Below are 20964 nucleotides of genomic sequence, written 5' to 3' on the forward strand. Positions count from 1 at the left end.
ACGAAACCTCGTGGAGAGATTCTTCAACAAACGAAACCTCGTGGAGAGATTCTTCAACAAGATCAAACAGTTTCGAGGTATAGCTACTCGCTATGACAAGCGCCCAGAAAATTATCTCGCTGCTGTCAAAATCGTCGCGGCAAGGATCTGGTGTCAGAGTTTATGAGTCGACGGCCTAGTGATCATCGCGATTGGGCTTTCTGTGGCGATGGCCGGCGCGTGGGTAATAGAGCGCACGACCGGCCTTAGCGGCTGGATCGACACGACGTGGTCTCTGGCCGTAAGGGCCGGGAGCATCGCGGCAGCAATCTTCGCAGATGGTAGCATCAGTCGTCGGTCCATAGCGCTGCTGCTCGTGGCACTTTGGTCGCTCAGGCTCGCCAGCCATATCGGCGCGCGCACCAGAGGCGCGAAAGAGGACCCCTGCTATGCAAATTCATCGAGGAAGGGGGCGATAGCGCGCCATGGCGGCTCTTCGTGTTCTCGCAGGTGCAAGCAGTCGCCGCCTTCGTTCTTGTCCTGGCCGTCTATATGGCAGCAACCAATGGCGAAGATCTCGTTCGCACTCTGGATTTCATTGCCATTGCGGTCGGTTTTACTGCCTTGGGGGGCGAGGCGGCTTCGCTTTTATCGGGCTACGATATGCGGGGATTTGGCGCCGCCGATCAGGGACATCAGAAACTCAAGTGCAGATTAACGAACCAGGGAGGACTCAATGATTCATCTCCGAATCGTACGGTCGCTGCTTCTCGCTCTCGCCGTCGTTGCGTCGGCAACGTGCCCGGCAAGTGCCGAACCCGATGTCGTGAAGGTCGAACCAGACCATTACCGCGGCACCTGGCTGGAGATCGCCAGAAGACCGATGTACCTGACCGACGGCTGTGTCGCTGGCTACTCGACATATCGCCAGGGACCGTCGCGGAGCGAGATCCTCGTCGAGGATGGTTGCAGGGTGGATACGCCGAAAGGCCGCCTGAAGGCCGTAAAGGGCGTCGGCACGATCACCGATTTTGAAACAACCAACGCCAAAATGCGCGTTCGCTATCCTTGGTTCATCACATTCAATTACTGAGTGTTGTACAAATCTCATGATAAATCCTGGTTTATAAGCGCGAACCCCTCGATGACCGACCTTTGGATCTATGCGCGGACGGTACCGTCCAAAAGTAAACTTCAACGCATGGTCAGAAAGGCAAGCGAGCCGGGCTACGACGTGCGCCGGCTCGAGTTCCCGGCGCAATAAGCATTGGTGGCGATGGGGCATGTGAGCTAATTTCCGGCGGACAATCCAATCCTCTACGGATGATGTGGCTCGCAATACAGCCTTCGGCGTGGGACGACCCCGAAGCCACTATGCTACCAAGAGCTGATGGCGTGCTCTTCTTATCGTTGCCGGCTCACGACGTGATGTCGCTCTCTTCTCCTATGCGGCTAGGCTGACTCAAATCCTATGAACACTTCATGCAGTCCAGATCTCATCACAATAACTGCGCGTCACCAGGCAAAATGTAATGCAAACATGAGACAGTAAGCGAATAGAACGACCAGCGTGACCCTTACACGAAGCGTCAAGTACCAGCCGGGTCATCGCGTTCAGCGATCATCCTCCCGTCGGCGGCGAGCAAAAGACCGAACGAAATCATTTGAATGAGAAGGCTCACAGTGGTGGATCCAATGAGGAGCGTCCAGAATGCAACCAGCGCCAACGCGTTGCTCGCGAGGGTAGTGAAGTTGCCCGGCCGACCGTCTTGAGCACTGCGATTTTCAAAGCATGCGTCCCGTCCGAAACATATTCATCAGGGTTCACCTGTAGGGTATAGCCCTGTGTTTTCGGGTTCAAATATGGGAGGACCTGCGGATCATCGATGAAAATGTCGATATCGAAGCTTTCACGATGGTTTATCTGGAGCATAAGGGCGGTGCCACCTCCGAAAGTCCAGCTATCGAGGAGCTTAAAAGAAGTGTTCGCCTGATTTATAATTGACACAGCCTGGTCGAAAAGGCTTTCCCAATGGCTCATCAGGACAGCCCTCAGGCGGCCAGGGCGAGGGGATATCCAGCCAGCTGCGAGAATTTCTGGGCAATTTCGAATGCGGTACCGTGATCAATCTCCATCTCATCGAGAAACTGGTGCTGGAGCTCGGCTTTCACTTCGGAATAGAATGAAAATGCGGAAGCATCAAAGTTCTTAACGCTCGCAAAATCCGAAATCTTCGAAGCGAGTTGCTCAGCCGAGAGGTTCGTCCCGTAAGGGGCGTTCACCGTCGACAGTACCTTAATCGCAACGCTAGACATCGTTATCACCACCGTTTTTCAATAAGTTATATAATACATAGCCGCCGAAAACGCAATAAACACAGCAGACGCAGGCATGCAACGGGCGATTGATCCGGCTTATTCCAGTTCTTCTGACAAGAGCAGACGAAGCAGTGGCTTTTTTCTTCCCGGTGCATGTCAACCACACCGGGAATAGGCATTTTGCGGCTCAGAGGCATGCACGTGCCAGACCATGCTCGACGAGCCTGTCGACCTCGGGCTATTCAGTCGTTCCGTTCACGTTCTGTCCGGCAACTGTTGCGCTGTCCATCGCTTTGAATGGATTCGAACCGTCGGCCCTGCTTCTCAGAGTCCTACAAACCTCCGAAGCCGCTAATTCCGGTCGACGTCGAAGCGTCCCGGCAGTGACGCTTAAGAGCCGGACCTCGTTTCAGGCGTGACTGAAACAGCGAAGTTGCCATCTCGAACAACTGGTGGTAATAATTGCTACCAATCCTGATGGAGGTTATCAATGCCGAATGTTGAAAAGGTCAGTATTTCGATGACACCCCAACATGCCGAGTTGTTGCGAGATGCGGTGAGCAGTGGGGCTTATGCAAGCGGAAGCGAAGTTGTTCGCGAAGCTATGCGTGATTGGTCGGCCAAATGGATGCAAAAGCGTGCGGATATCACCAAGCTGCGTGCGATGTGGGAGGAAGGCAAAGCTAGTGGTCCTCCTGTCGAAGTGGATTTTGATGCAGTGCTGGATGAAGCACGCCAGGAAATAGCACCTGCCTCTCCTCATGCCGGTTAAGCTTCTGTGGACACCACAGGCGCGCGCCGACGTTAAGAACATCTACATTCATATTGGCAAAGAGCAGCCACGGAGCGCGGAGAAGTACTTCGCCAATTTTCGTCGCAAGGTGGAGTTGCTCATTGAGCACCCGCGGTTAGGCGAGCGTCACCAGGAAGTATTCCGAACAGCCCGGATGTTGGTCGAAGCGCCCTTTGTCATCCTCTATGAGACAAGGCCTGACACTGATGACGGTCCTATTGATACCGTCGAGATCGTCCGAGTGGTTGACGGACGGCGTGACCTTTCAGCTCTGTTTAAGAGCTGATGGGTTGGAAGTAAGGTATCGAACGCCTTGAGCGGACTCGAACTCTCGGCACCAGATTTGTCTCCACTTCGAATGAAATCAACTGCTTGGCTTTCGAAGCCGAGGACGGCCTATTCCCCAAACGGAAGTTCAATTTCTTCGCGGATTTTTTTTGCGCCCTCGATCAGGACCGCGCTGAACCGCTCGGCATCTTGTGCCGGCAGCATTCCCGCCCCGGTTCGAATACCTTCTTGCCACGCGGGCCCGCGCTCCCATGCTTCGTTGTAGACGAACGCCAAGTCAGCAGATCGCCTTGTCTGCTGCAGGGCTTCAAAGAGCAACGCAGCTTGACGAATGTCCTTCTCTTGCTTTGCCGGCCCCTGCCCGTCAGTGTGTCGGCGACTGGCGACGATGAGCTTGTGGACCGCATAGCGGGACGGATCAGGGACGACAACTGGGACACCACTTCGGTGGAGCAGCATTGTCCTGACAGGTTCCCTTATGAGGAAGTCGAGAAAGCGTAATGGATCCGCGCTGGCGCCACCAAGGGCGGGCATCTTCGCCGGCTGGTCGATGTAGTCATCCGAACCGCGGTTAGACGTCAGGAATTCGACCCGGTAGCCGTCCGCATTCTGAAACGCCGACGAGGCAGCGGATCCCGATCGATGTGGAACTGGCCGGAAGCTGGCGTCGACGCTCTGCAACAGCTCAACAATCGGAGGCAGACTGTCTTCTACCTCCCGACTGATGGCATAGTCCTGAGCGATATCCGCATCGCCGGTCAGGATCGCAGCCATGGGAAGGCGGACGCCTAGAAGTCCGGAATAGCACTGAAAGGCCACCGTGCCGACGAGAACACCTCGGAGACGAAAGAGACCGCCATCGGCAAGAGCCTCGACGATGTCGCCCGACATCGCATCAGGGGCGATCATACCGCCTTCGCGGGTCAGGGTATTTACCAAGCGCCTGCGAGCGCGTAGATCGTCCTTGTCCCGCTTGTGATCAGCTACGCGCTGCGCGATAACCGGATCATCAGCAGAACCGACGTAACGACGTTTCGTGCCACCATGTCCATCTGGGATGTCGAAGTACCAGTACTTGCGCCCTTTGATGTTCGCCGGGGTGAACCGACCTTCCGGAGGGAAATCGGCCGTCCAAGCGGCGTCGAGCGAGCGCTGACCTAGCTCGGCGAGCATCGTCTGATACATGAGGTCGATGGGCTTCATAGGCTTGGCTCCGGCGTTATACCGTTTTTCAAAAACAGTATAACGGTCGAGAGAATAGGCCGCAAGATAGGATGCTAGCCCTATCGAGCCGCCTTCCTCGACGTTTCGACATTCTACGGATCGAGCTATTTTATAAAGCGCATCGGCTACCAGCCGGAAACCACCGTCCCCTTCCTCGGTGACGCCTATTTCGACAACCAGTTGATCGATACCCAGCTGCGCCAGCTCGTCGGCGATGGACTCGGCAAGGGCTCCTTCATTCCCGGCAACAACGCCACCGAACAGATGAAGACGCTCCTCGACAACGGTGTCGCCTATCTGCAAGAGAACGGCATTTCCTTCGGCCAGGCGCTGACGCCCGAGCAGGCAGCCAATCTCAAGCAGTCGATCGTCGTCTACCAGCCGCAGACCATCGACGGCGTCACGGTACTGGCGCCGGTCGTCTATCTCTCTGTCGCTGATCGCGCCGGGATCAAGGCCTCCGGCGCCACCATCGCCGTCAACAGCGTCGACATGAACGTCGGCGACCTCACCAATTCTGGCGCCATCGCCGCAGCGGGCGGCCTTACCATCGCCGCCAACTCGATCAAAGCGACGGGTGCGTTTCTGTCCGGCGGCAACATGAACCTCAATGCCGCCAACGGCATTACGCTTGCCGCGCAGACGATGTCGATCGGCGGTCAGACGTATGTTTCCGGCAATGGCGGTGTGAAGTCAGGCGGCGACCTCAAGCTTGCCGGCGGCGCCGGCGACCTGACCCTCCTGGGCACTACCGCTACGGCCGGTGGCAATGTCGCCCTGAGCACGAACGGCAACATCAACATCGCCGCGGTCGGCAACACGACGACCAGGACGAAGCGCGACCGACACAGCAATACAACCAGGTCGAGGCGACGGCAAAGTAAAGTGCTGGCAGCTCGATCAGCACGGCCGATTGCCTCCTATGGGGAGCTGAGGCATACGAGGGCACGAACAAACGCATCTTCAGATAGTGTAGCGCCTGCAGTCCAAAGAATTCGGGGACCGACTGGCCCGAGCATTCGCGTCTGCCTTTTAGTCCGATCTCCTGATCAGGTTGGCACGGTAGAGATAGACAGCGACCTTTTCCCTTCCATCGCCGACCGGCCGCATGGAGCCATGTTGATCAATAGGTTACGCCTGAACAGGGTACTCTGACGCAGCCAGCAACACCTTCGTCGGTGTCGGTGACCGAATTACCACCGTGGTCAGACCCAAAACCCGACGAGCTACATTGCGAACGTAAAGGCACGACAGTGAAGATAAGCTATGATGACAGTGTAGACGCAGCTTATATCAAGCTCAAAACGGAGGACGATAGGACGCCTTTTGGGTTCACATATTGCTGTGATCCGGCCGCCGTCGATGGTCAAATCAATCTCGACTTCGATCTCGACGGTCGACTAATAGGGATTGAGGTGCTGTCCGCCAGCACAAAGCTTCCTTTGGATTTGCTCAAAAGAGCTTGAGGACAACGCCAGAGACCTCATAGGCTGCTGCCGACCGTTGAGTCGGGTCACAGCCGCGGGAGCATATTGAAGCTATCTGCTTAGCGGGTCGCCCAGATCAGAACGCGAAAGCCCGGCCTCCCTCACCTGCCCGGCCGCACCAGCGATCGTGCGATATCGATGATGTCGTCACGCGAGGCGGTTGGATCTTCCCTGTTCCAGGCGACACCGAGCCCGATCTTGAAATCGACACCCCTCACCTTCTTCAGCTCAAACCCGCGGTTCGGCAGATCCTGCGTCCATTCCGGCACGAAGCCGATGCCAAGCCCGGCAGAAACCAGCGACACCAGCGAGAAGGTGTCGTCGCATGTGTAGGCGACATTGTCGGTTAGATCGTGCTCCTCGAATTTTTCGGCGAAATAGCGCTCGCTGTAGGAGAGGTTCTGGCGGGAAAAGGAGATGATCTTCTCACTGCGCAGATCCTCGAGACCGATCTCGCTCTTCAGCGATAGTGGGCTCTCCCTGGCAACGGCCAGCAGATAACGCTCGTGAGCAATCGAGAAGAAGCGCAAGGAGCCGATATTCTCCACCGGCCGGATGAAGCCGAGATTGATGCGGCCGGCCTCGATATGGCGGATGATGTCATCGGTGGTGCCGCTTTCGATATGCAGGCGGATATCGGGATATTTGCGGGCGATGCGCGACAGGAAGGACGGCAGCACGCCGATGGTGGCGGGATAGACGGTGCCGATCGCAATTCTCCGCGTCGTCTTGCCGGCCACAGACCGGGCGATCTCGGCTGACAGGTCCACCTCGCTGAGGATCCTGACCGATCGTTCGTAGAAGGCCGCCCCTGCCCGCGTCAGCTCCACCCGCCGTGTCGTGCGCAGGAAGAGCTGCACGCCGAGTTCCTTCTCGAGCGCCATCACCTGGTTCGACAGTGCCGGCTGGGCGATATGCACCTTGGCTGCCGCCCTGCCGAAATGCAGCTCCTCGGCCACTGCAACGAAGTAGGATAGCTGGCGCAATTCCATACGATCCACTTACCCCCGCCCCATAGGACAGTGTTCATGACGTCGCGTACGCGCCGACAATGTGATAATATGTCGGTTATATCCCATGGATTAATGCAATGCAAGATGGTGCCCATGAGCTATGGACACTCGAGCGCGCATAGCCTGGAATCTGCGAAATCTCCGGTCCCTGCGACACATCACGCAGGAGAACCTTGCTGTTGACGCTCAGGTCGACAGAACGGTCATTAGTGATCTCGAGAGAGGAAAACACAACGCCTCTATCGACCTATTGGATCGGTTAGCGGTCGCATTGTCTGCAGATATCTCGGAGTTCTTTTCGGAGCCCCAGACCAACGAAGAACCGAAGCCAATGAAGGCAGGACGGAAGCCGAAGCAAAACTGAAAGGCGAGATCCCTTGGTGGATAGGAGGATGGTCTCTTTGATGAGAATCGAACTCACCCGCCTCTGATTATTCACTAAATCATTGAAAACAAATGTCTGAGGCATAACGTTAATTTATGGAACCGTTGATAATAGGGCTCCTGCTGGGGGACAATATCGTCCGACAGTCAACTCCTCCCCGTCACCAGGTTCCCGCCTAAAAAACGGTACTACCTGCTCAGTACGGTTATTTGAGGCGGTATGATATTCGATCGTTAGCGCTAAGGCGAGCGACTTCGATGGTACCCGTCGCAGGCGCCAACCGAGCGTCTGATTGACGAGGGGACGATCGGAGACGTCCTTGAAGTTCATTTCTACGACGGCAACCGCGGCTCGCTCTACCATCTTGCTGCCAAGGTGGATGGTTTCGGACGAGGATGTGCAGAGGCAGAAACCGGAATCGTGGTGGTAGAAGGCGGGGTCTCATGCCGGCTCACTGCTGGACTATCTTGGCTTCGGCGCCACGCTCGGCCCTTAGTTCATGAATGGGCGCGAGCCCAAAACAGTCACAACGGTCGTCTCGGACGGTCGACGAGGTTGAAGTTCTGGCCCTTGATATCGGCAAGGCTTGCCTTGTCCTTTATGATGATGGCCTCATTGCCGTTCGAGATTGCGCGCGCCGAGGCGCGGGGTTTCAAGCGTTCTGCTCATTCGGTATTGGAATGATGTTGCCGAAACCGATAGGTTGCGGTCGGAGCCGACAAGGGCAGCCAGCAATCGGGAGCCCAATCCTCTCGTTGGCCCGTGGAGAGATGCTTGAAGCCAGAACTTACATCTCGCTCGCTTGTCTATTTCGCATCGGTTGCCAAGCACGGATCTATCCGGGGCGCGGCAGAGGTGCTGAATATCGCAGCGTCCGCCGTCAACAGGCAGATACTCGATCTTGAATTCAGTGTCGGCGTTCCCTTGTTCCAGCGCCTGGCGCGCGGAATGCGGTTGACCAGTGCCGGCGAGCTGCTGCTTGCGCATATCCAACGCACCAGCAGGGATTTCGAGGTCGTAAAATCTCAGATCGAGGAACTGCAGGGATTGCGCCGCGGCGCCGTGCGCATCGCAATGATCGAGGCGGTGGCCGAGGCGACCGCCGACCAGATCGCGATATTCCGCCAACGGCATCCCAAGGTGTCATTCGAGTTCAAGGTCACCGGCAGCGTCGAAGTCATCGGCGCTGTCGCCCGCGAAGAGTTCGATATAGGCATCGCCTTCAATCCACCCGCGGAGCGAAAATTCTATGTGCTGGCGGAGACCCGCCAGACGCTCTGCGCAGTCATCGCCCGCAGTCACCCGCTTGCGGGGCGCGATGCGCTCCGGTTTTCGGATTGCCTTGCGTTTCCGATCCTGCTCGGCGACCGCAGCCTCGGTGGACGTGCGCTATTGGATGCCATGGCCGATGGTACAACCGTCGATCTGCAGCCAGTCGTCGTCGGAAACTCCATCGCAGCCATGGAAACAATCGCCGCCGCCTCCGAAGCCGTCTGCTTCCAGATCGAGATCGGTGCGCGCACCAACGAGACCCTCATCGCGCGCCGTCTCACGGACGCGGCACTGACGGGGCGGCTCGTCTTGGGAGTACGGCGGGGTCGCCAGCTGCCAGCCATCGCAGCGGTTTTCGCCGAAACATTGAAGACGACGCTTTTCCCGTGAAGGCATGGGTTCGCGACCGTTGCTTATTTCCGTACGCTTGGCTCAATAAATGCTGCTTGTACCGCGTGCTGCCTGACCCAATACTCGTCTCCAGAAGACCGATACAGCAAGCGTCCCAGCCCGTTTCCAAGGCCAGATATGCGACGTAGCGGCCTTCCGATGAATTCAAATTCGAGCCGGAGTGTGTGAATCCATGCCATCCATGCGTGCTGTTGTTTATCGGGTTGCTGCTGCTGGTCCGGATGATGTTTCGGGTGTCGAGGCGCTTCTCCAGAATGGCCTGGAACCGAAAAGCGTCGTTGCGGTTCTCGGCAAGACGGAAGGCAACGGCTGCGTCAACGACTTCACGAGAGGCTTTGCGACCAGGAGCTTCGAAGCGCTGTTTGCTCGCTACGGCGTGTCGGATGCATCGATTGTGATGTCCGGTGGCACCGAAGGAGCTTTGTCGCCCCATTGGACAGTCTTCGCCCGCAGCGAGGTTGCGGACGACGCCGGGCGGGCTTTGGCGATCGGCACTGCACGCACGGCAGATCTGCCGGTGGAGCAGCTTGGAAGAGTGGGCCAGGTCGCGATGGTTGCGGCAGGTGTACGAAAAGCGATGGCAGATGCGGGAATAGACGACCCTGAAGACCTTCACTTCGTCCAGATCAAATGCCCGTTGATTACCCTTGCGCGCGCCAACGAAGCTGCTGCAAGGGGCGAAACGCCGATCACCCGGGATACGTTGAAGTCGATGGGATATTCCCGCGGCGCCTCCGCCCTCGGCGCCGCTGTCGCCCTCGGGGAGCTCGATCTGCAGGACATCGCCGATGCCGATATATGCAATCGTTTCGAACTCTATTCCGACCGGACATCCGTCTCCTCGGGCGTTGAGCTCCGCGACCACGAAATCATCGTGCTGGGAATGAGCTCACGATGGTCAGGGCCGCTTTCGATCGATCATGCGGTCATGGCGGATGCTATCGACACGCATGCTGTCCGTGCCACGCTCAGCCGACTGCCGGCAGGATCCATCACTGCCGTGCTTGCAAAGGCAGAAGCCGATACGGCCGGCATGATCCGCGGCAAGAGGCATACGATGCTTGACGATTCCGATATCTCAAGCACGCGGCACGCCCGTGCCTTCGTGGGCGGTGTCCTCGCCGGCCTCTTCGGAATGACGGATATCTACGTCTCAGGCGGCGCCGAACACCAGGGGCCCTCTGGAGGCGGGCCTGTTTCGATCATCGTCCAGCGGGAAGGCTAGAAGCCATCCAGAAAGTACGATCCCTGCCATGACGGCAACTTTGGCGAGGGTCCTTGGAACGCTCAACACAAGAGGCCAATTTGTTTAAGATTCACAATCCCCCCGATGTTCTGCCGGTCGTCGGCCCGCTCAGCTGGGGACTAGAGTTCCAGCGTGTGCGCCGATTTCTCTACATTTCCGGGCAGGTCGGCGCCACGGTGGATGGTCGGGTGGGCGATGGGTTGCTGGAACAGGTCAAGCTGGCATTCGACAATGTCGGCGGCGTTCTTCGCTCCGCCGGACTGACCCCGCAACATGTGGTCCGGACCGGGCTCTATTTCACGCGGCATGTCGAGATGACGGAAAAGCTGCAGGCGGACTTCAATCTGCTGCGAACCGACTTTCTTGGCGATCACCGCGCGACCTCGACGTTTCTCTACGTGCATGCACTCGCAGACCCGCGCTGGCTTTTCGAGGTCGATGCCATCGCGGTGGAATTTGAAAGTTGAAAAAGGTGCCGGTGGAATGGAGGTGCCTATGGGCGCATCAAACTGCATGCAGATGTAGATAACCTGCACAGAATTTCGCCAAATGTTCGCGAGGCCTAACGTAAGGTCATGTTTTTTAAGGGTTCTGCATTTGGCACGCGGTTTGCGTTCCTGAATGTCGAGCTTAGCGGCTAGGGATCCGGCAAACCCTTCAGGGATTGCGCAGAACCGAGAGCTGCTGCTGGTGCGGGAGAAATCCGCGCCATTGCACGGCGGGATAAAAACCCGGGAGATCTCAAAAGCACGGTATGGCCGCGTTCGGTCATTCCATGACGAGATCGACCGACGCCATGACGAGATTCTTGAACCTTCGTTTCTTGCGCCAACGTTCTCCAACTTTTGGAGACGTCGAACTTTATTGCACCAACTTTCTCAACTCAGCTCCAGGAGGCAGTGCATGACATCTCCCATTGGAATCGTGACAAACAAGGCTACGCCAAAGCTTCAACTGAGCACGCTCTCTCATCGGTTCGAGGCCGGCGGCCAATCCGTTCAAGCGATCTCGAATATCTCGCTCGACGTCGCACCGGGGCGCTTCGTCAGCCTGATCGGTCAGTCGGGCTGTGGTAAGTCGACACTCTTCAACATACTCGCCGGCCTGCTCAAGCCGACATCAGGCAGTGTCTTGCTTGATGGAAGCGACATCACGGGCCGCGCCGGTCTTGTTTCCTATATGTTGCAGAAGGACTTACTGCTGCCGTGGCGCACGGTGCTCGACAACGTGATCTACGGCCTCGAGATACAGGGCACGGATCGCAAAACTGCCCGGGAGATCGCCGAGCCCCTGATGGAACGCTATGGGCTCGGCAAATTTAAGAAGCATTATCCCAACAGCCTTTCGGGCGGTATGCGTCAGCGCGCAGCACTGCTGCGAACGCTGTTGTGCAACAACGACGTCATCCTTCTCGACGAGCCGTTTGCGGCTCTCGACGCCCAGACCCGCTTCCGCATGCAAGAGTGGCTTTTGACGCTCTGGAAGGATTTTGACCGAACCGTCCTGTTCGTCACCCATGACGTCGATGAGGCGATTTTCCTCTCGGACGAAATTTGCGTGCTGTCCCCTCGCCCCGGCCGCATCGCCGACCGGTTCGAGGTGCCGTTGCCGCGCCCCCGTGATCGCGACGTGGTCACCTCACCCGACTTCGTTGGCTTGAAGCAACGGTGCCTCGATCTGCTTTTTGCGGATGAGCACACCAGCGGCAGCCGTGCCGCGTAGCAAAAGGAAACCTCCCATGACTCAGAACGTCCTTTCGCAGACCATATCATTGGCACAGCCTGTTCCATCGAAACCAGTCGAAACGACCAATGTCCGCAGACGCACTGGCGTTGTCATTTCAGGTGAAAAACACTGGAAACCGTGGGTCGTCTGGCTGATCCAGGCCGCCATTCTCATTGCGATCGTAGGGGGATGGGAAGTCGCAGCACAGCTGGGCTACATCGACCCGTTCTTCTGGTCGTCGCCATCGCGGATCTTTGCAGCCGCAATTGCCATGTTCGAGCAAGGCACGATCTTTCAGGATACGTGGTTTACCTTCGAGGCGACGATCATCGGCTTTTTGCTTGGGTCGTTGATCGGCGCGGTAATCGGGCTCAGCCTTTGGTGGTCGGTCAATGCCGCCGCCGTCGCTCAGCCTTATATTGTCGTGTTCAACTCCGTGCCGAAGATCGCCCTGGGGCCTTTGATCATTCTGATTTTCGGCATCGGCATTTCGTCGAAAATCGCACTGGCCATCGCGTTCACCGCAGTCATCACCGCATTGGCAGCCTATGCGGGCGTCAAAGCAGTGGACGACGATCTGGTCAAACTGACCCTGTCGCTCGGCGGCCGTCRCCGGGACATTTTCTTCAAGATCGTCGTGCCCTCCTCGCTGCCGTGGATAGCATCTTCACTGCACATCAACATCGGCCTCGCTTTGGCAGGCGCCATCGCCGGCGAGTTCATCTCCTCCCAATATGGGCTTGGCAAAATCATCATGTACGCGGGAGCGACCTACGACATGGCGCTGATCTGGGTCGGCATCATCATCTTGGCCCTTCTCGCAACCGCACTTTACGCCGTCGTTTCGTGGCTCGAGCACAAACTGATGAAAGGGCAGAGCATCAAAACAATCTGACCGATGACAGATACGCATCCAGACAACCAATCCAAAAAAGGGGAATAACCATGTCTAATTTTAGTCGTCGTCAAGTTCTGGGTGGAGCCGCCGGCCTCGCCGCCGCAAGCTTTATCGGCACGGGCCGTAGCGCCTTCGCCGCCACCCGCAAGCTCATCGTTACCGAACCGGGCCATTCCGTCGACTCGCTTCCCTTCTACGTCGGCATCCGCAAGGGCTACTACAAGGAAGTCGGTCTCGACATCCAGCTCGTCACATCCGAAGGCGGCGGCAAGGCGATGGCTGCTGTACAGTCGGGCAATGCCGACGCCTATATCGGCGGACCGGAACATATCGCCTTCGCCGACCTGAAAGGCGGCCAGCCAATCAACGCCGTGGTTGCACTTTCGAACCGCGCAAACTCATTCGTTTGCGCCCGCACGGGCGTTTCTGTCGATCCGTCCAAGCCGTTCGCAGAGAACATCAAGGGCAAGAAGATCGCCGTCGGAACGCGTGGCGCCACTGACAACTCGGTCCTGCTTTACCTCCTGAAGCGTGATGGTCTCGATCCGCGCACGGATGTCGTCATGCTGGAAATCGAAACGAGCGCCGGCCGTATCGCCGCCATGAAAAACGGCCAGGCCGATATGGCCATGGTTTTCGAGCCGTTCATTTCGCAGGGCGTCAAGACCGGCATCTGGCAGGAACCCTTCGCCAGCCTGCCGAAGGAACTGGGCCTCTTCTCGTGGACGACGGTCAATCTTCCGGAAAAGACGATCAAGGCCGATCCGGAGCTCGCCAAGGCCATCGTTGCCGCGACCAAGAAGTCGCTCGAACTGATTTTTGCCGACGAGGCCGAAATGCGTGCGATCGCGGCAGAAGAATTCCCGACGCTCCCGAAAGACGATCTCGATGCCATCATGACGCGCGCGCGCGACAACGACATGTGGCAGCGGGATGGATCCATGCCGGAAGAGGCCTGGACGAAGCTGGAAAGCATCCTCACCATCTCCGGAATGATCAAGCAGGACGTTCCTTACAAGCAGATCTTCGATCCCTCGTTCCTGTAATCTCCGCAAGACACCGAAGCCGGCTGGAGCATCGGCCGGCTTTGCAGCTCATGATGCAACTTTGAACAAAGAACGATCCCATGACCTTCACAAAACCAACTCTCAAGCTCACGCATGATGCGGCGCTGACTGCCATTCATGCGGCCGTCGCCAAGGCCAAGGAAATTGGTTGGTCGGTCGATATCGTCGTCGTCGATGACGGCTGCAATGTCGTTGCATGCGTCAGAATGGACGGCGCCAAGCTGCTGTCGATGTTTACGGCGACGACAAAGGCTGCCAGCGCCGCCTCGCACAGCCGGCCGACGACGGAAATCGATGCCGAGATGGCCCCGAGCCTCGCTTCCGCTTCAGGCGGACGGCTGACAAATATGGCTGGCGGCCTTCCGATCATCATTGACGGCATTTGTGTCGGCGGCATCGGCATCGGCTCTGCTCCCGATGATGAGGACGTGGCAATCGCCAGAGCCGGCCTAGCCGCGATCGGCGCGCAAGAGCGCATGCCTGATTAGGCCGGATACCAACGCACACTCGTGACATTTCCCAGACGCGGAGCGAACCCTTGAGGCGCAAACTCATTCTTGATGTCGATACCGGAACCGACGATGCAGTCGCCATAATGCTGGCGGCGCTGCATCCGGCACTGGACCTGCTCGCCGTCACCACCGTGAACGGCAATGTCGAAGTCCAGTACTGCACGGAAAATACCCTGAGGACACTCGACTTTATCGGCCGCGGCGAGATCCCGGTCTATCAKGGCTGCCCGAGGCCGCTTGTTCGGCCCGATTTTCCGGTTCCCCGCTCGCTCAAGAAAGACGACGGCATCCACATCAAGACATTGCCGCTGCCACCGGCAGTGAGTGCCAAGCAGGACAGGAACGCCGTCGAATTCCTGATCGAAACATTCCGCAATGCGACAGACGATATCGTGCTCGTGCCCGTCGGTCCGTTGACCAATATCGCAGCCGCCATCACCGCGGACCCAGACTTCGTCAAGAACGTTCCTGAGATCGTCATCATGGGCGGTGCCCATTATACCGGCAACGTTACTCCGGCTGCCGAATTCAACGTCTGGGCCGATCCGGAAGCCGCGGCAATCGTCTTCAGCGCCGGCTTCGCCAAGCTGACACTCGTTCCACTCGACGCGACCTTTCAGGCCCTGGTTACCAGCGAACAAGCAAAAGCCCTTGAGGACCTCGGCTCCAACGCCGGGATCGCCGCCTCGCGCTTCATCGCGCAACGCATCAAGGGCTATGACGCCACACAGCCGATGAAAGTCTCCGGCGCTGCGCCGGTGCACGATGCTGTCTGCGTTGCCTATCTCGTCAGGCCGGATCTTCTCGAAACCAGGCATGTCCACATCGTGGTCGAGACCCAAGGTATCCACACGATCGGCCGCACCGTCATCGACGTCAACCGCCGCGGGAACAGTGAACCCAACGGCCATGTCGCATTCGGTGCCAAGGCAGAGATTTTCATCGGCATGCTGATGACGGTATTCCAGGGAGGGCGGCGCGACCATGACTGACGTCAGGAAACTCTACATTCTCCTTTGTGGCTACGAGATCATCCGGAAATCCGGCTGCATTCGCGACGAGCAGCCGAATATCCTCCTGGCACTTCCCATCTGCTGCTACCTGATGGAGACCGCCCACGGCTTCGTGATGTTCGATGCCGGCCTCGACAGCCAAAACCTTTCCGATGTGATGGCAAGCAGTGCCCGCTACGTGAACGATAAGTTTCCGTCACCCCCCATCGTGCTTCCGGAGCATGAGATCCTGCCGCAGCTGGCTGCACTTGGCGTCGAGCCTGAAGATATCGTCGAGATCGTTCTCAGCCATGCGCACGGCGATCACACCGGTCATCTCCGTGATTTCCCGAACGCCCGCGTCACCATTCAGAAAATGGAATATGAAGCGGCATTCGCGGACACCGGCCGTGCGAACTTCGCTGAATACGGGAGCCCGTCGATACGATGGAATATCATCGACGGAGATACGCAGCTGATGCCGGGATTGGACCTCGTGCTCACCCGGGGACATCAGCCCGGGCATCAATCCGCCGTTGTTCGCTTGCCGGATTCAGGCGTGAAAATCCTAGTCGGCGACGTCGCCGATCTGCTGGAGAATTTTGAGCGCGAAGTGCTCGGCTCGAGCATGGATGACGCAGCAGCGGTAGAGAGCATCCGCCGATTGAAGCGGATTGCCCTGGATACGGAAGGCGAACTCGTCCCCTTGCATGATCCGAATTTCGTTCAAAGCGCGCGTCTCGCGCCGCTCTTTTACAGCTGAATGCCGAATACGGAAAACACGAGATCGGACAATCAGGAGCCTGATGATGGATATGACAGCCGAGCCCAAGGAGCGCTATGTCAGCGCCGATCCCTATCCCTGGCCCTATAATGGCTCGCTCAGACCCGACAATACGGCTCTCGTTGTCATCGACATGCAGACCGATTTCTGCGGTCCGGGTGGCTACGTCGACCACATGGGTTATGACCTGTCGCTGGTCCGCGCTCCCATCGAGCCGATCAAGAGCGTGCTCGCCGCCATGCGTGCGAAGGGCTACCACGTCATCCACACGCGCGAGGGCCACAGGCCTGATCTTGCCGACCTTCCCGCCAACAAGCGCTGGCGTTCGCGCCGGATCCACGCAGGCATCGGCGATACCGGTCCCTGCGGCCGGATCCTCATTCGCGGCGAGCCGGGCTGGGACATCATTGACGATCTCTACCCGATCGATGGCGAAGTGATCATCGACAAGCCGGGAAAGGGCTCTTTCTGCGCCACCGACCTGGAACTGATCCTGCATCAGAAACGCATCGAGAACCTTATCCTGACCGGCATCACCACCGATGTCTGCGTCTCCACCACAATGCGCGAGGCCAACGACCGCGGCTTCGAGTGCCTGCTGCTGGAAGACTGCTGCGGCGCCACCGATCTCGGCAATCACCTTGCCGCCATCAACATGGTGAAGATGCAGGGTGGCGTTTTCGGCTCCGTATCCAATTCCAAGACATTTATCCAAGCCCTGCCCTGACGCCGTCAAGGCGCGATCGGCCGCCGACGGAAACCGTACTTTGGAGATGACAGGCAATGCCGGAAGCAATACGCGAAGGTCTGACTCTTGATGGCTGGGAGCGGCTGCCATTCGGACCATTCCGAGAGAATGTCACAATCCACTGGATCCGGCCGTTCGAAGATGATCAGCCGGGTGTTGCCCTGCTGAAATACGAAGCCGGCGCCAGCGTGCCGCGTCATCGGCATGAGGGTCTCGAAACCATACTCGTGCTTGATGGCGTCCAGTCGGACGAGCTCGGCGACTACGCCAAGGGAAGCTACATCGTCAACTTGGCGGGAACCGAGCACTCAGTCTGGACCAGAACCGGTTGTGTGGTCCTCATCCAATGGGACCGGCCTGTGACAATCCTCGACGCCCACGATTAGAGTCCAGCGCATTGAACCTGTCGATCGCGGCTTCCGAGTTTCATTTGGCGGTTCATGCCGGCAAGGGCACAGCGCGCGTGCCGACGGCCTGCTTGCCCGCGATCTGGCTTGCGGCGACTGCCCTTTGGCGCAGCGGCGGCGGCCTCAAGGCTCACGGCCTTCATGGAGAAGGCAAATGCCGGTCCATCTTCCGGCGCCGGATGGCCATTTCGGTTCTGCTCGGCGGCTATGGAAACAACAGCGGCGACAAGCGCTTGGAATTCCGCGCCCAGACCGGCGTCCCCCGGTACGGCGATGATCGATACGATCTCACCATTCCGGGCCTCCATCGGACTCCAGCGGCAGGAAAGACCGCTCAGATCCGGACGGGCGCCAGGCGCGGCCTTCTCGACGCCGAAGCGCCCCATCTTCATGGCTTTCTCCGCCCAGCTCGTGCCGCCGCCGGAGAACATCGCATAGGTGACGAAAGGGCTGGCGGAATACCGGGCGACACGCACGTCGAGGCCCGCGGCGCGGATATCGCCGATCGGCACGACGGCAACACGGAGATCGAGGTCCAGCTCTTCCTTGACCCAGACCCGGGTCACTGCCAGCGCCTCACGCGCAACTTTTTCCAGAGAGCCGGGCAGCGCGATCACCGCGCCGTCGCCGGCGAAAACGAAGGGATAGTCGCCCTTGCCGACGGCGTTCAGCACCGCGGAAATGACGCTGACGCCAGCCATGTTGACGTCCTTGTAGCGCCCGTCGACGATGGCCTGTGTCGAGCCGACGATATCGGCCGTTGCCAACACCCAGCCTTCGGGAAGCGGCTGGTAATTGCTTTCATCGGTCACGCGTTCGAAATCGGTAAAGACCGGCACGCCGGCAAAGAATGCGTCACTGGACATCTTGTTCATGCCGGACAGTCTATCACCGACCGATACGGCCGCTGCAACCGCAATTTGCGTTCCGAGTCATCGTCTTGCATAGCAAGCATCGGCATGGTGGCGCGGAGGACAGTCAGCTGCTTCGACGGGGCAGTTTTATAGTGCGTCGCCGTCGGTCATCGACGGCGACGCATTGCGATGGCTTACTTGGCGGCGGCAGCGGATTCGATAACCGCTGCGACTTCTGCGGCGTGGGAAGCCAGCGAAGAGTGGCTGCCAGCAACAGTCGTCACCTTGGCCTTCATGCGATCGGCAAAGAAGGTCTGTGCATGCGGGTCGAGCAGCATGTCCTTCGAGCTGAGGACATACCAGCTTGGCTTGGTGTGCCATGCAGCGACCTGAGCCGGTTCGTCAAAGGCCGTGTGGTTGATCGGCGGTGGCGTCGCCTTAACGGTTTCGAGCGCGCGGTGAGGACGTGTTTCGCGTACTTCAGGCAGCGATTGAGCCAGCGATTTCACGCCAGATCGAGATGGCGTGAGTGCGAAGCTGGCGATGGTCTGCGGCGGACAACCATTTCCGGTGAAGAAGAAAAAGATTGGCGATCGGGCCGTGAGTTGAGACGAAACGCTGACATTGTCGCGCGGACTTGAAGCGCATCATGCGTCGCTCTCGCCGTCGCACAACAAGATGAGAGTTCTCAGCTCGGTTGTTCAATCCCTTATGCGAGCGATGTTCGACGCGCGGCATCAACTGGGATTTTGCGGCCGAATAGGAACGCAGCTTGTCGGTCACCATCACGCGCGGGGCGGTCCCCTGGTGCTTGAGCAGCTTTAAGGCGGCCGCCTTGTTCCGTCGGCTTTGCAGCAGGGCGTCGAGCACGTAACCGTTCGCGTCGACGGCGCGCCACAACCAATATTTCTTTCCCTTGATCGTCACCACCATCTCGTCGAGCTGCCACTTGTCGGAAAAGTGGCCTCGTGAACGGTGCCGGAGCAGATGAGCAAATTTCAAGCCGAATTTCGCCGCCCATTCCGAGACGGTCTGGAATGAGACGTTGATGCCGCGCTCAGCGAGCAGATCTTCGATGTCACGGAAGCTGAGCGGGAACCGATAATAGAGCCATACGGCATGGGCAATGATCTCAGCGGGAAATCGGTGGCGTCTGAAGTGGGCGAGAGGGGCTTCGGTCATGAAAACCCGATATCAAGTCATTTCGAACAGGCAGTTAAGGCGACGCCACCGCCTGACCTCGTGCCCCACTTTGACCAACTCACGGACCCAGTAATGGGCGCTACCGCAGGCTTCCATAATCACAATCGCTGGCGGCTGTTCCGATAGGAAGCCGAGAAACTGTCCTCGTGACAGTTCTTTCGATACCGTACTTCGCCCGCCATCGTTGCTGCGTGCAGCACGAAAACACTCTTTGCCAGATCCACCCCGATCATCGTGTCTTTCATTTTACCGTCTTCTCCGTCCTGTGGACTACAACCACATCATTTTGGCATATTGCAATGCCGTGAGGGGAGGACGGCAACCACCCCATCTTGTTCCGGCCCCAGATAGGATGCGGCGGGCGCAATGTCACGGCGCAAGCAGCGCGGCCATTTCGCTATCGATGTCCAGTCCCGTCGCAAGCGCATCCCGCCGGCGGCCTTGGCTGCGCCGGCCAGGCAGGCGCAGCCCGGGATCGGCCATCATCGTCGCCGCAAGCTGCCTCAGGCGCTCGGCCGTTCCGGCGCCGCCGGTCGCCGCAGGATCAATGGCGATGATCATCTGGCCGAGCCCGGGCGGATTGCCGCGATCGTCGAAAAGCGAGGTCGATTCGAAGGAATGATTGGCGCCCGTCAGGCTTGCCGCCAGGATTTCGACCATGAGCGCCAGCGCCGCCCCCTTGGCGTCGCCGAGCGGCATCATCGTACCCTTCAGAGCTTCGTCCGGCTTTGTCGTCGGCCTGCCCTCGGCATCGAGCGCCCAGTCGCCGGGAATTTCGACGCCCTTCTGATGTGCGGCCATGATCCGGCCGCGCGCCACCTTGGACATGGCGAGGTCGATGACGAGTGGCTCCTCATCGGCAAGCGGTGCGGCAAAGGCGATGGGATTGGTGCCGTAGACGGCAGTCTTGCCGCCCCAGGGCGCCATGGCCGCCGGCGTATTGGCAAACATCAGGGCCACGAGCCCGCGCGCGGCGAAACGCTCGACGGTCAGACCCATCACCCCGGCATGGTGCGAGCGATGGATGGCGGCGGCGGCGATCCCGGATTTTGCCGCAAGCGCAGGAAGCTCATGGACGGCGAGATCGAGGGCAGGATAGGCGAAGCCGTTGGCCGCATCGATCCGCAGCACGGCGGTCGCACTTTCAGACGCGACAGGTGTGGCGAAGCCATCGACTTTTCCCGCCTTGGCCTGGGCGGCATAGGCAGCCAGGCGGCGCAAGCCGTGGCCGCTCTGTCCGGCTGCTTCGGCCGCGACGAGAGAACTGGCGACCAATCGTGCGTTGTCGGCGCGGACCCGGTTTTTCTCCAGTATCTCGGCGACACGGCGCTCGGTTTCCATAGCAGACAGCAGCATT

Annotated in this window: 24 protein-coding genes, 6 pseudogenes and 1 riboswitch; of the genes and pseudogenes, 20 read left to right on the top strand and 10 right to left on the bottom strand. The window is 58.6% G+C overall.

Going from position 1 to position 20964, the window contains the following annotated elements:
- The 4 pseudogenes from AC1DF8_RS26965 to AC1DF8_RS26980 all read left to right on the top strand — a co-directional run.
- A pseudogene (locus AC1DF8_RS26965) lies at positions 1–166 on the top strand (IS5/IS1182 family transposase); the annotation flags it as partial.
- 42 nt (positions 167–208) lie between these two features.
- A pseudogene (locus tag AC1DF8_RS26970) lies at positions 209–433 on the top strand (DUF1295 domain-containing protein); the annotation flags it as partial.
- Positions 364–612: pseudogene (locus tag AC1DF8_RS26975) on the top strand (DUF1295 domain-containing protein); the annotation flags it as partial. The pseudogenes AC1DF8_RS26970 and AC1DF8_RS26975, both read left to right, overlap by 70 nt.
- 103 nt (positions 613–715) lie before the next feature.
- A pseudogene (locus AC1DF8_RS26980) lies at positions 716–1243 on the top strand (lipocalin family protein).
- Positions 1244–1738: 495 nt separating this feature from the next.
- On the opposite strand, the pseudogene AC1DF8_RS26985 reads toward AC1DF8_RS26980, so the two are convergent.
- Positions 1739–2020: pseudogene (locus AC1DF8_RS26985) on the bottom strand (nucleotidyl transferase AbiEii/AbiGii toxin family protein); the annotation flags it as partial.
- Between the two features lie 11 nt (positions 2021–2031).
- Positions 2032–2295, bottom strand: a complete 264-nt coding sequence (locus AC1DF8_RS26990; RefSeq protein WP_029616580.1) for a hypothetical protein — start codon at positions 2293–2295, stop codon at positions 2032–2034.
- Positions 2296–2788: 493 nt separating this feature from the next.
- Here AC1DF8_RS26990 and AC1DF8_RS26995 point away from each other — a divergent pair, with 493 nt between their 5' ends.
- On the top strand, positions 2789–3070 hold the full coding sequence (locus AC1DF8_RS26995) for a ribbon-helix-helix domain-containing protein (protein WP_113207689.1): 282 nt from the start codon (positions 2789–2791) through the stop codon (positions 3068–3070).
- Complete coding sequence (locus AC1DF8_RS27000) at positions 3060–3377, top strand: type II toxin-antitoxin system RelE/ParE family toxin (protein WP_113207690.1); 318 nt, start codon at positions 3060–3062, stop codon at positions 3375–3377. The genes AC1DF8_RS26995 and AC1DF8_RS27000 overlap by 11 nt, the downstream gene beginning before the upstream one ends.
- Before the next feature lie 110 nt (positions 3378–3487).
- Here AC1DF8_RS27000 and AC1DF8_RS27005 read toward each other — a convergent pair whose 3' ends face one another.
- Complete coding sequence (locus tag AC1DF8_RS27005; protein WP_478155706.1) at positions 3488–4582, bottom strand: nucleotidyltransferase family protein; 1095 nt, start codon at positions 4580–4582, stop codon at positions 3488–3490.
- Between the two features lie 201 nt (positions 4583–4783).
- On the opposite strand from AC1DF8_RS27005, the gene AC1DF8_RS27010 reads away from it, so the two are divergent.
- Together AC1DF8_RS27010 and AC1DF8_RS27015 are read left to right on the top strand one after the other, a co-directional pair.
- On the top strand, positions 4784–5758 hold the full coding sequence (locus tag AC1DF8_RS27010; RefSeq protein ID WP_478155707.1) for a hemagglutinin repeat-containing protein: 975 nt from the start codon (positions 4784–4786) through the stop codon (positions 5756–5758).
- 98 nt (positions 5759–5856) lie between these two features.
- Entirely contained in the window at positions 5857–6069 is a 213-nt protein-coding gene (locus AC1DF8_RS27015) for a DUF2283 domain-containing protein (protein ID WP_478155708.1), read from the top strand.
- 122 nt (positions 6070–6191) lie between these two features.
- On the opposite strand, the gene AC1DF8_RS27020 is transcribed toward AC1DF8_RS27015, so the two are convergent.
- Positions 6192–7082, bottom strand: coding sequence for a LysR family transcriptional regulator (locus AC1DF8_RS27020; RefSeq protein ID WP_478155794.1), 891 nt, complete (start codon positions 7080–7082; stop codon positions 6192–6194).
- A gap of 121 nt (positions 7083–7203) precedes the next feature.
- On the opposite strand from AC1DF8_RS27020, the gene AC1DF8_RS27025 reads away from it, so the two are divergent.
- Positions 7204–7467: a helix-turn-helix domain-containing protein gene (locus AC1DF8_RS27025; protein ID WP_478155709.1), complete on the top strand. Its 264-nt coding sequence runs from the start codon at positions 7204–7206 to the stop codon at positions 7465–7467.
- Between the two features lie 545 nt (positions 7468–8012).
- Here AC1DF8_RS27025 and AC1DF8_RS27030 read toward each other — a convergent pair.
- Positions 8013–8144, bottom strand: coding sequence for a hypothetical protein (locus AC1DF8_RS27030; RefSeq protein ID WP_478155797.1), 132 nt, complete (start codon positions 8142–8144; stop codon positions 8013–8015).
- Positions 8145–8262: 118 nt separating this feature from the next.
- Between AC1DF8_RS27030 and AC1DF8_RS27035 the strand changes: the two genes are divergently transcribed.
- The 11 genes from AC1DF8_RS27035 to AC1DF8_RS27085 all read left to right on the top strand — a co-directional run bounded on the left by AC1DF8_RS27035 (position 8263) and on the right by AC1DF8_RS27085 (position 17529).
- Complete coding sequence (locus tag AC1DF8_RS27035; protein ID WP_478155710.1) at positions 8263–9150, top strand: LysR family transcriptional regulator; 888 nt, start codon at positions 8263–8265, stop codon at positions 9148–9150.
- 193 nt (positions 9151–9343) lie between these two features.
- Entirely contained in the window at positions 9344–10396 is a 1053-nt protein-coding gene (gene atzD / locus AC1DF8_RS27040; RefSeq protein WP_478155711.1) for a cyanuric acid amidohydrolase, read from the top strand.
- Between the two features lie 53 nt (positions 10397–10449).
- Positions 10450–10884 (top strand): RidA family protein, encoded by a 435-nt coding sequence (locus tag AC1DF8_RS27045; RefSeq protein ID WP_478155712.1) that lies wholly within the window; start codon positions 10450–10452, stop codon positions 10882–10884.
- A gap of 159 nt (positions 10885–11043) precedes the next feature.
- Positions 11044–11157: riboswitch (guanidine-I (ykkC/yxkD leader) on the top strand.
- Between the two features lie 124 nt (positions 11158–11281).
- Positions 11282–12139, top strand: coding sequence for an ABC transporter ATP-binding protein (locus AC1DF8_RS27050; protein WP_478155713.1), 858 nt, complete (start codon positions 11282–11284; stop codon positions 12137–12139).
- Positions 12108–13037: an ABC transporter permease gene (locus tag AC1DF8_RS27055; protein WP_478155795.1), complete on the top strand. Its 930-nt coding sequence runs from the start codon at positions 12108–12110 to the stop codon at positions 13035–13037. Before AC1DF8_RS27050 ends, AC1DF8_RS27055 begins: the two co-directional genes overlap by 32 nt.
- Before the next feature lie 50 nt (positions 13038–13087).
- Entirely contained in the window at positions 13088–14086 is a 999-nt protein-coding gene (locus tag AC1DF8_RS27060; RefSeq protein WP_478155714.1) for an ABC transporter substrate-binding protein, read from the top strand.
- 80 nt (positions 14087–14166) lie between these two features.
- The gene (locus tag AC1DF8_RS27065; RefSeq protein WP_478155715.1) at positions 14167–14595 is read left to right on the top strand and encodes a GlcG/HbpS family heme-binding protein; all 429 of its coding nucleotides are present in this window, start codon (positions 14167–14169) and stop codon (positions 14593–14595) included.
- Between the two features lie 50 nt (positions 14596–14645).
- A complete protein-coding gene (locus tag AC1DF8_RS27070) occupies positions 14646–15611 on the top strand; it encodes a nucleoside hydrolase (RefSeq protein ID WP_478155716.1) in 966 nt (321 codons plus the stop codon).
- 112 nt (positions 15612–15723) lie between these two features.
- Positions 15724–16374: an N-acyl homoserine lactonase family protein gene (locus AC1DF8_RS27075; protein WP_478155796.1), complete on the top strand. Its 651-nt coding sequence runs from the start codon at positions 15724–15726 to the stop codon at positions 16372–16374.
- Between the two features lie 46 nt (positions 16375–16420).
- Positions 16421–17122: a biuret amidohydrolase gene (biuH, locus tag AC1DF8_RS27080; RefSeq protein ID WP_478155717.1), complete on the top strand. Its 702-nt coding sequence runs from the start codon at positions 16421–16423 to the stop codon at positions 17120–17122.
- Between the two features lie 56 nt (positions 17123–17178).
- Positions 17179–17529 carry a cupin domain-containing protein gene (locus AC1DF8_RS27085; RefSeq protein ID WP_478155718.1) on the top strand — a complete coding sequence of 117 codons (351 nt, stop codon included), beginning with the start codon at positions 17179–17181 and terminating at the stop codon, positions 17527–17529.
- Positions 17530–17642: 113 nt separating this feature from the next.
- On the opposite strand, the pseudogene AC1DF8_RS27090 reads toward AC1DF8_RS27085, so the two are convergent.
- From AC1DF8_RS27090 to AC1DF8_RS27110, 5 genes and pseudogenes are all read right to left on the bottom strand, one after another.
- Positions 17643–18425, bottom strand: a pseudogene (locus AC1DF8_RS27090) (DUF3095 family protein); the annotation flags it as partial.
- A gap of 173 nt (positions 18426–18598) precedes the next feature.
- Complete coding sequence (locus AC1DF8_RS27095) at positions 18599–18913, bottom strand: alpha/beta fold hydrolase (RefSeq protein ID WP_478155719.1); 315 nt, start codon at positions 18911–18913, stop codon at positions 18599–18601.
- Positions 18885–19586 (bottom strand): IS6 family transposase, encoded by a 702-nt coding sequence (locus AC1DF8_RS27100; RefSeq protein WP_478155720.1) that lies wholly within the window; start codon positions 19584–19586, stop codon positions 18885–18887. Before AC1DF8_RS27100 ends, AC1DF8_RS27095 begins: the two co-directional genes overlap by 29 nt.
- Positions 19587–19705: 119 nt before the next feature.
- Entirely contained in the window at positions 19706–19852 is a 147-nt protein-coding gene (locus AC1DF8_RS27105; RefSeq protein WP_478155721.1) for a hypothetical protein, read from the bottom strand.
- Positions 19853–19976: 124 nt separating this feature from the next.
- Positions 19977–20963 carry an Ldh family oxidoreductase gene (locus AC1DF8_RS27110; RefSeq protein WP_478155722.1) on the bottom strand — a complete coding sequence of 329 codons (987 nt, stop codon included), beginning with the start codon at positions 20961–20963 and terminating at the stop codon, positions 19977–19979.
- Position 20964: the final 1 nt, after the last annotated feature.

The organism is Rhizobium sp. 05N49 (assembly GCF_056396805.1).

Bases quoted from the DNA above. Each gene is read 5' to 3' on its own strand.
- AC1DF8_RS26990 (WP_029616580.1), bottom strand. From the start codon at position 2,295: ATGTCTAGCGTTGCGATTAAGGTACTGTCGACGGTGAACGCCCCTTAC.
- AC1DF8_RS26995 (WP_113207689.1), top strand. From the start codon at position 2,789: ATGCCGAATGTTGAAAAGGTCAGTATTTCGATGACACCCCAACATGCC.
- AC1DF8_RS27000 (WP_113207690.1), top strand. From the start codon at position 3,060: ATGCCGGTTAAGCTTCTGTGGACACCACAGGCGCGCGCCGACGTTAAG.
- AC1DF8_RS27005 (WP_478155706.1), bottom strand. From the start codon at position 4,582: ATGAAGCCCATCGACCTCATGTATCAGACGATGCTCGCCGAGCTAGGT.
- AC1DF8_RS27020 (WP_478155794.1), bottom strand. From the start codon at position 7,082: ATGGAATTGCGCCAGCTATCCTACTTCGTTGCAGTGGCCGAGGAGCTG.
- AC1DF8_RS27025 (WP_478155709.1), top strand. From the start codon at position 7,204: ATGGACACTCGAGCGCGCATAGCCTGGAATCTGCGAAATCTCCGGTCC.
- atzD (WP_478155711.1), top strand. From the start codon at position 9,344: ATGCCATCCATGCGTGCTGTTGTTTATCGGGTTGCTGCTGCTGGTCCG.
- AC1DF8_RS27060 (WP_478155714.1), top strand. From the start codon at position 13,088: ATGTCTAATTTTAGTCGTCGTCAAGTTCTGGGTGGAGCCGCCGGCCTC.
- AC1DF8_RS27065 (WP_478155715.1), top strand. From the start codon at position 14,167: ATGACCTTCACAAAACCAACTCTCAAGCTCACGCATGATGCGGCGCTG.
- AC1DF8_RS27075 (WP_478155796.1), top strand. From the start codon at position 15,724: ATGGAGACCGCCCACGGCTTCGTGATGTTCGATGCCGGCCTCGACAGC.
- biuH (WP_478155717.1), top strand. From the start codon at position 16,421: ATGGATATGACAGCCGAGCCCAAGGAGCGCTATGTCAGCGCCGATCCC.
- AC1DF8_RS27085 (WP_478155718.1), top strand. From the start codon at position 17,179: ATGCCGGAAGCAATACGCGAAGGTCTGACTCTTGATGGCTGGGAGCGG.
- AC1DF8_RS27100 (WP_478155720.1), bottom strand. From the start codon at position 19,586: ATGACCGAAGCCCCTCTCGCCCACTTCAGACGCCACCGATTTCCCGCT.
- AC1DF8_RS27105 (WP_478155721.1), bottom strand. From the start codon at position 19,852: ATGAAAGACACGATGATCGGGGTGGATCTGGCAAAGAGTGTTTTCGTG.
- AC1DF8_RS27110 (WP_478155722.1), bottom strand. From the start codon at position 20,963: ATGCTGCTGTCTGCTATGGAAACCGAGCGCCGTGTCGCCGAGATACTG.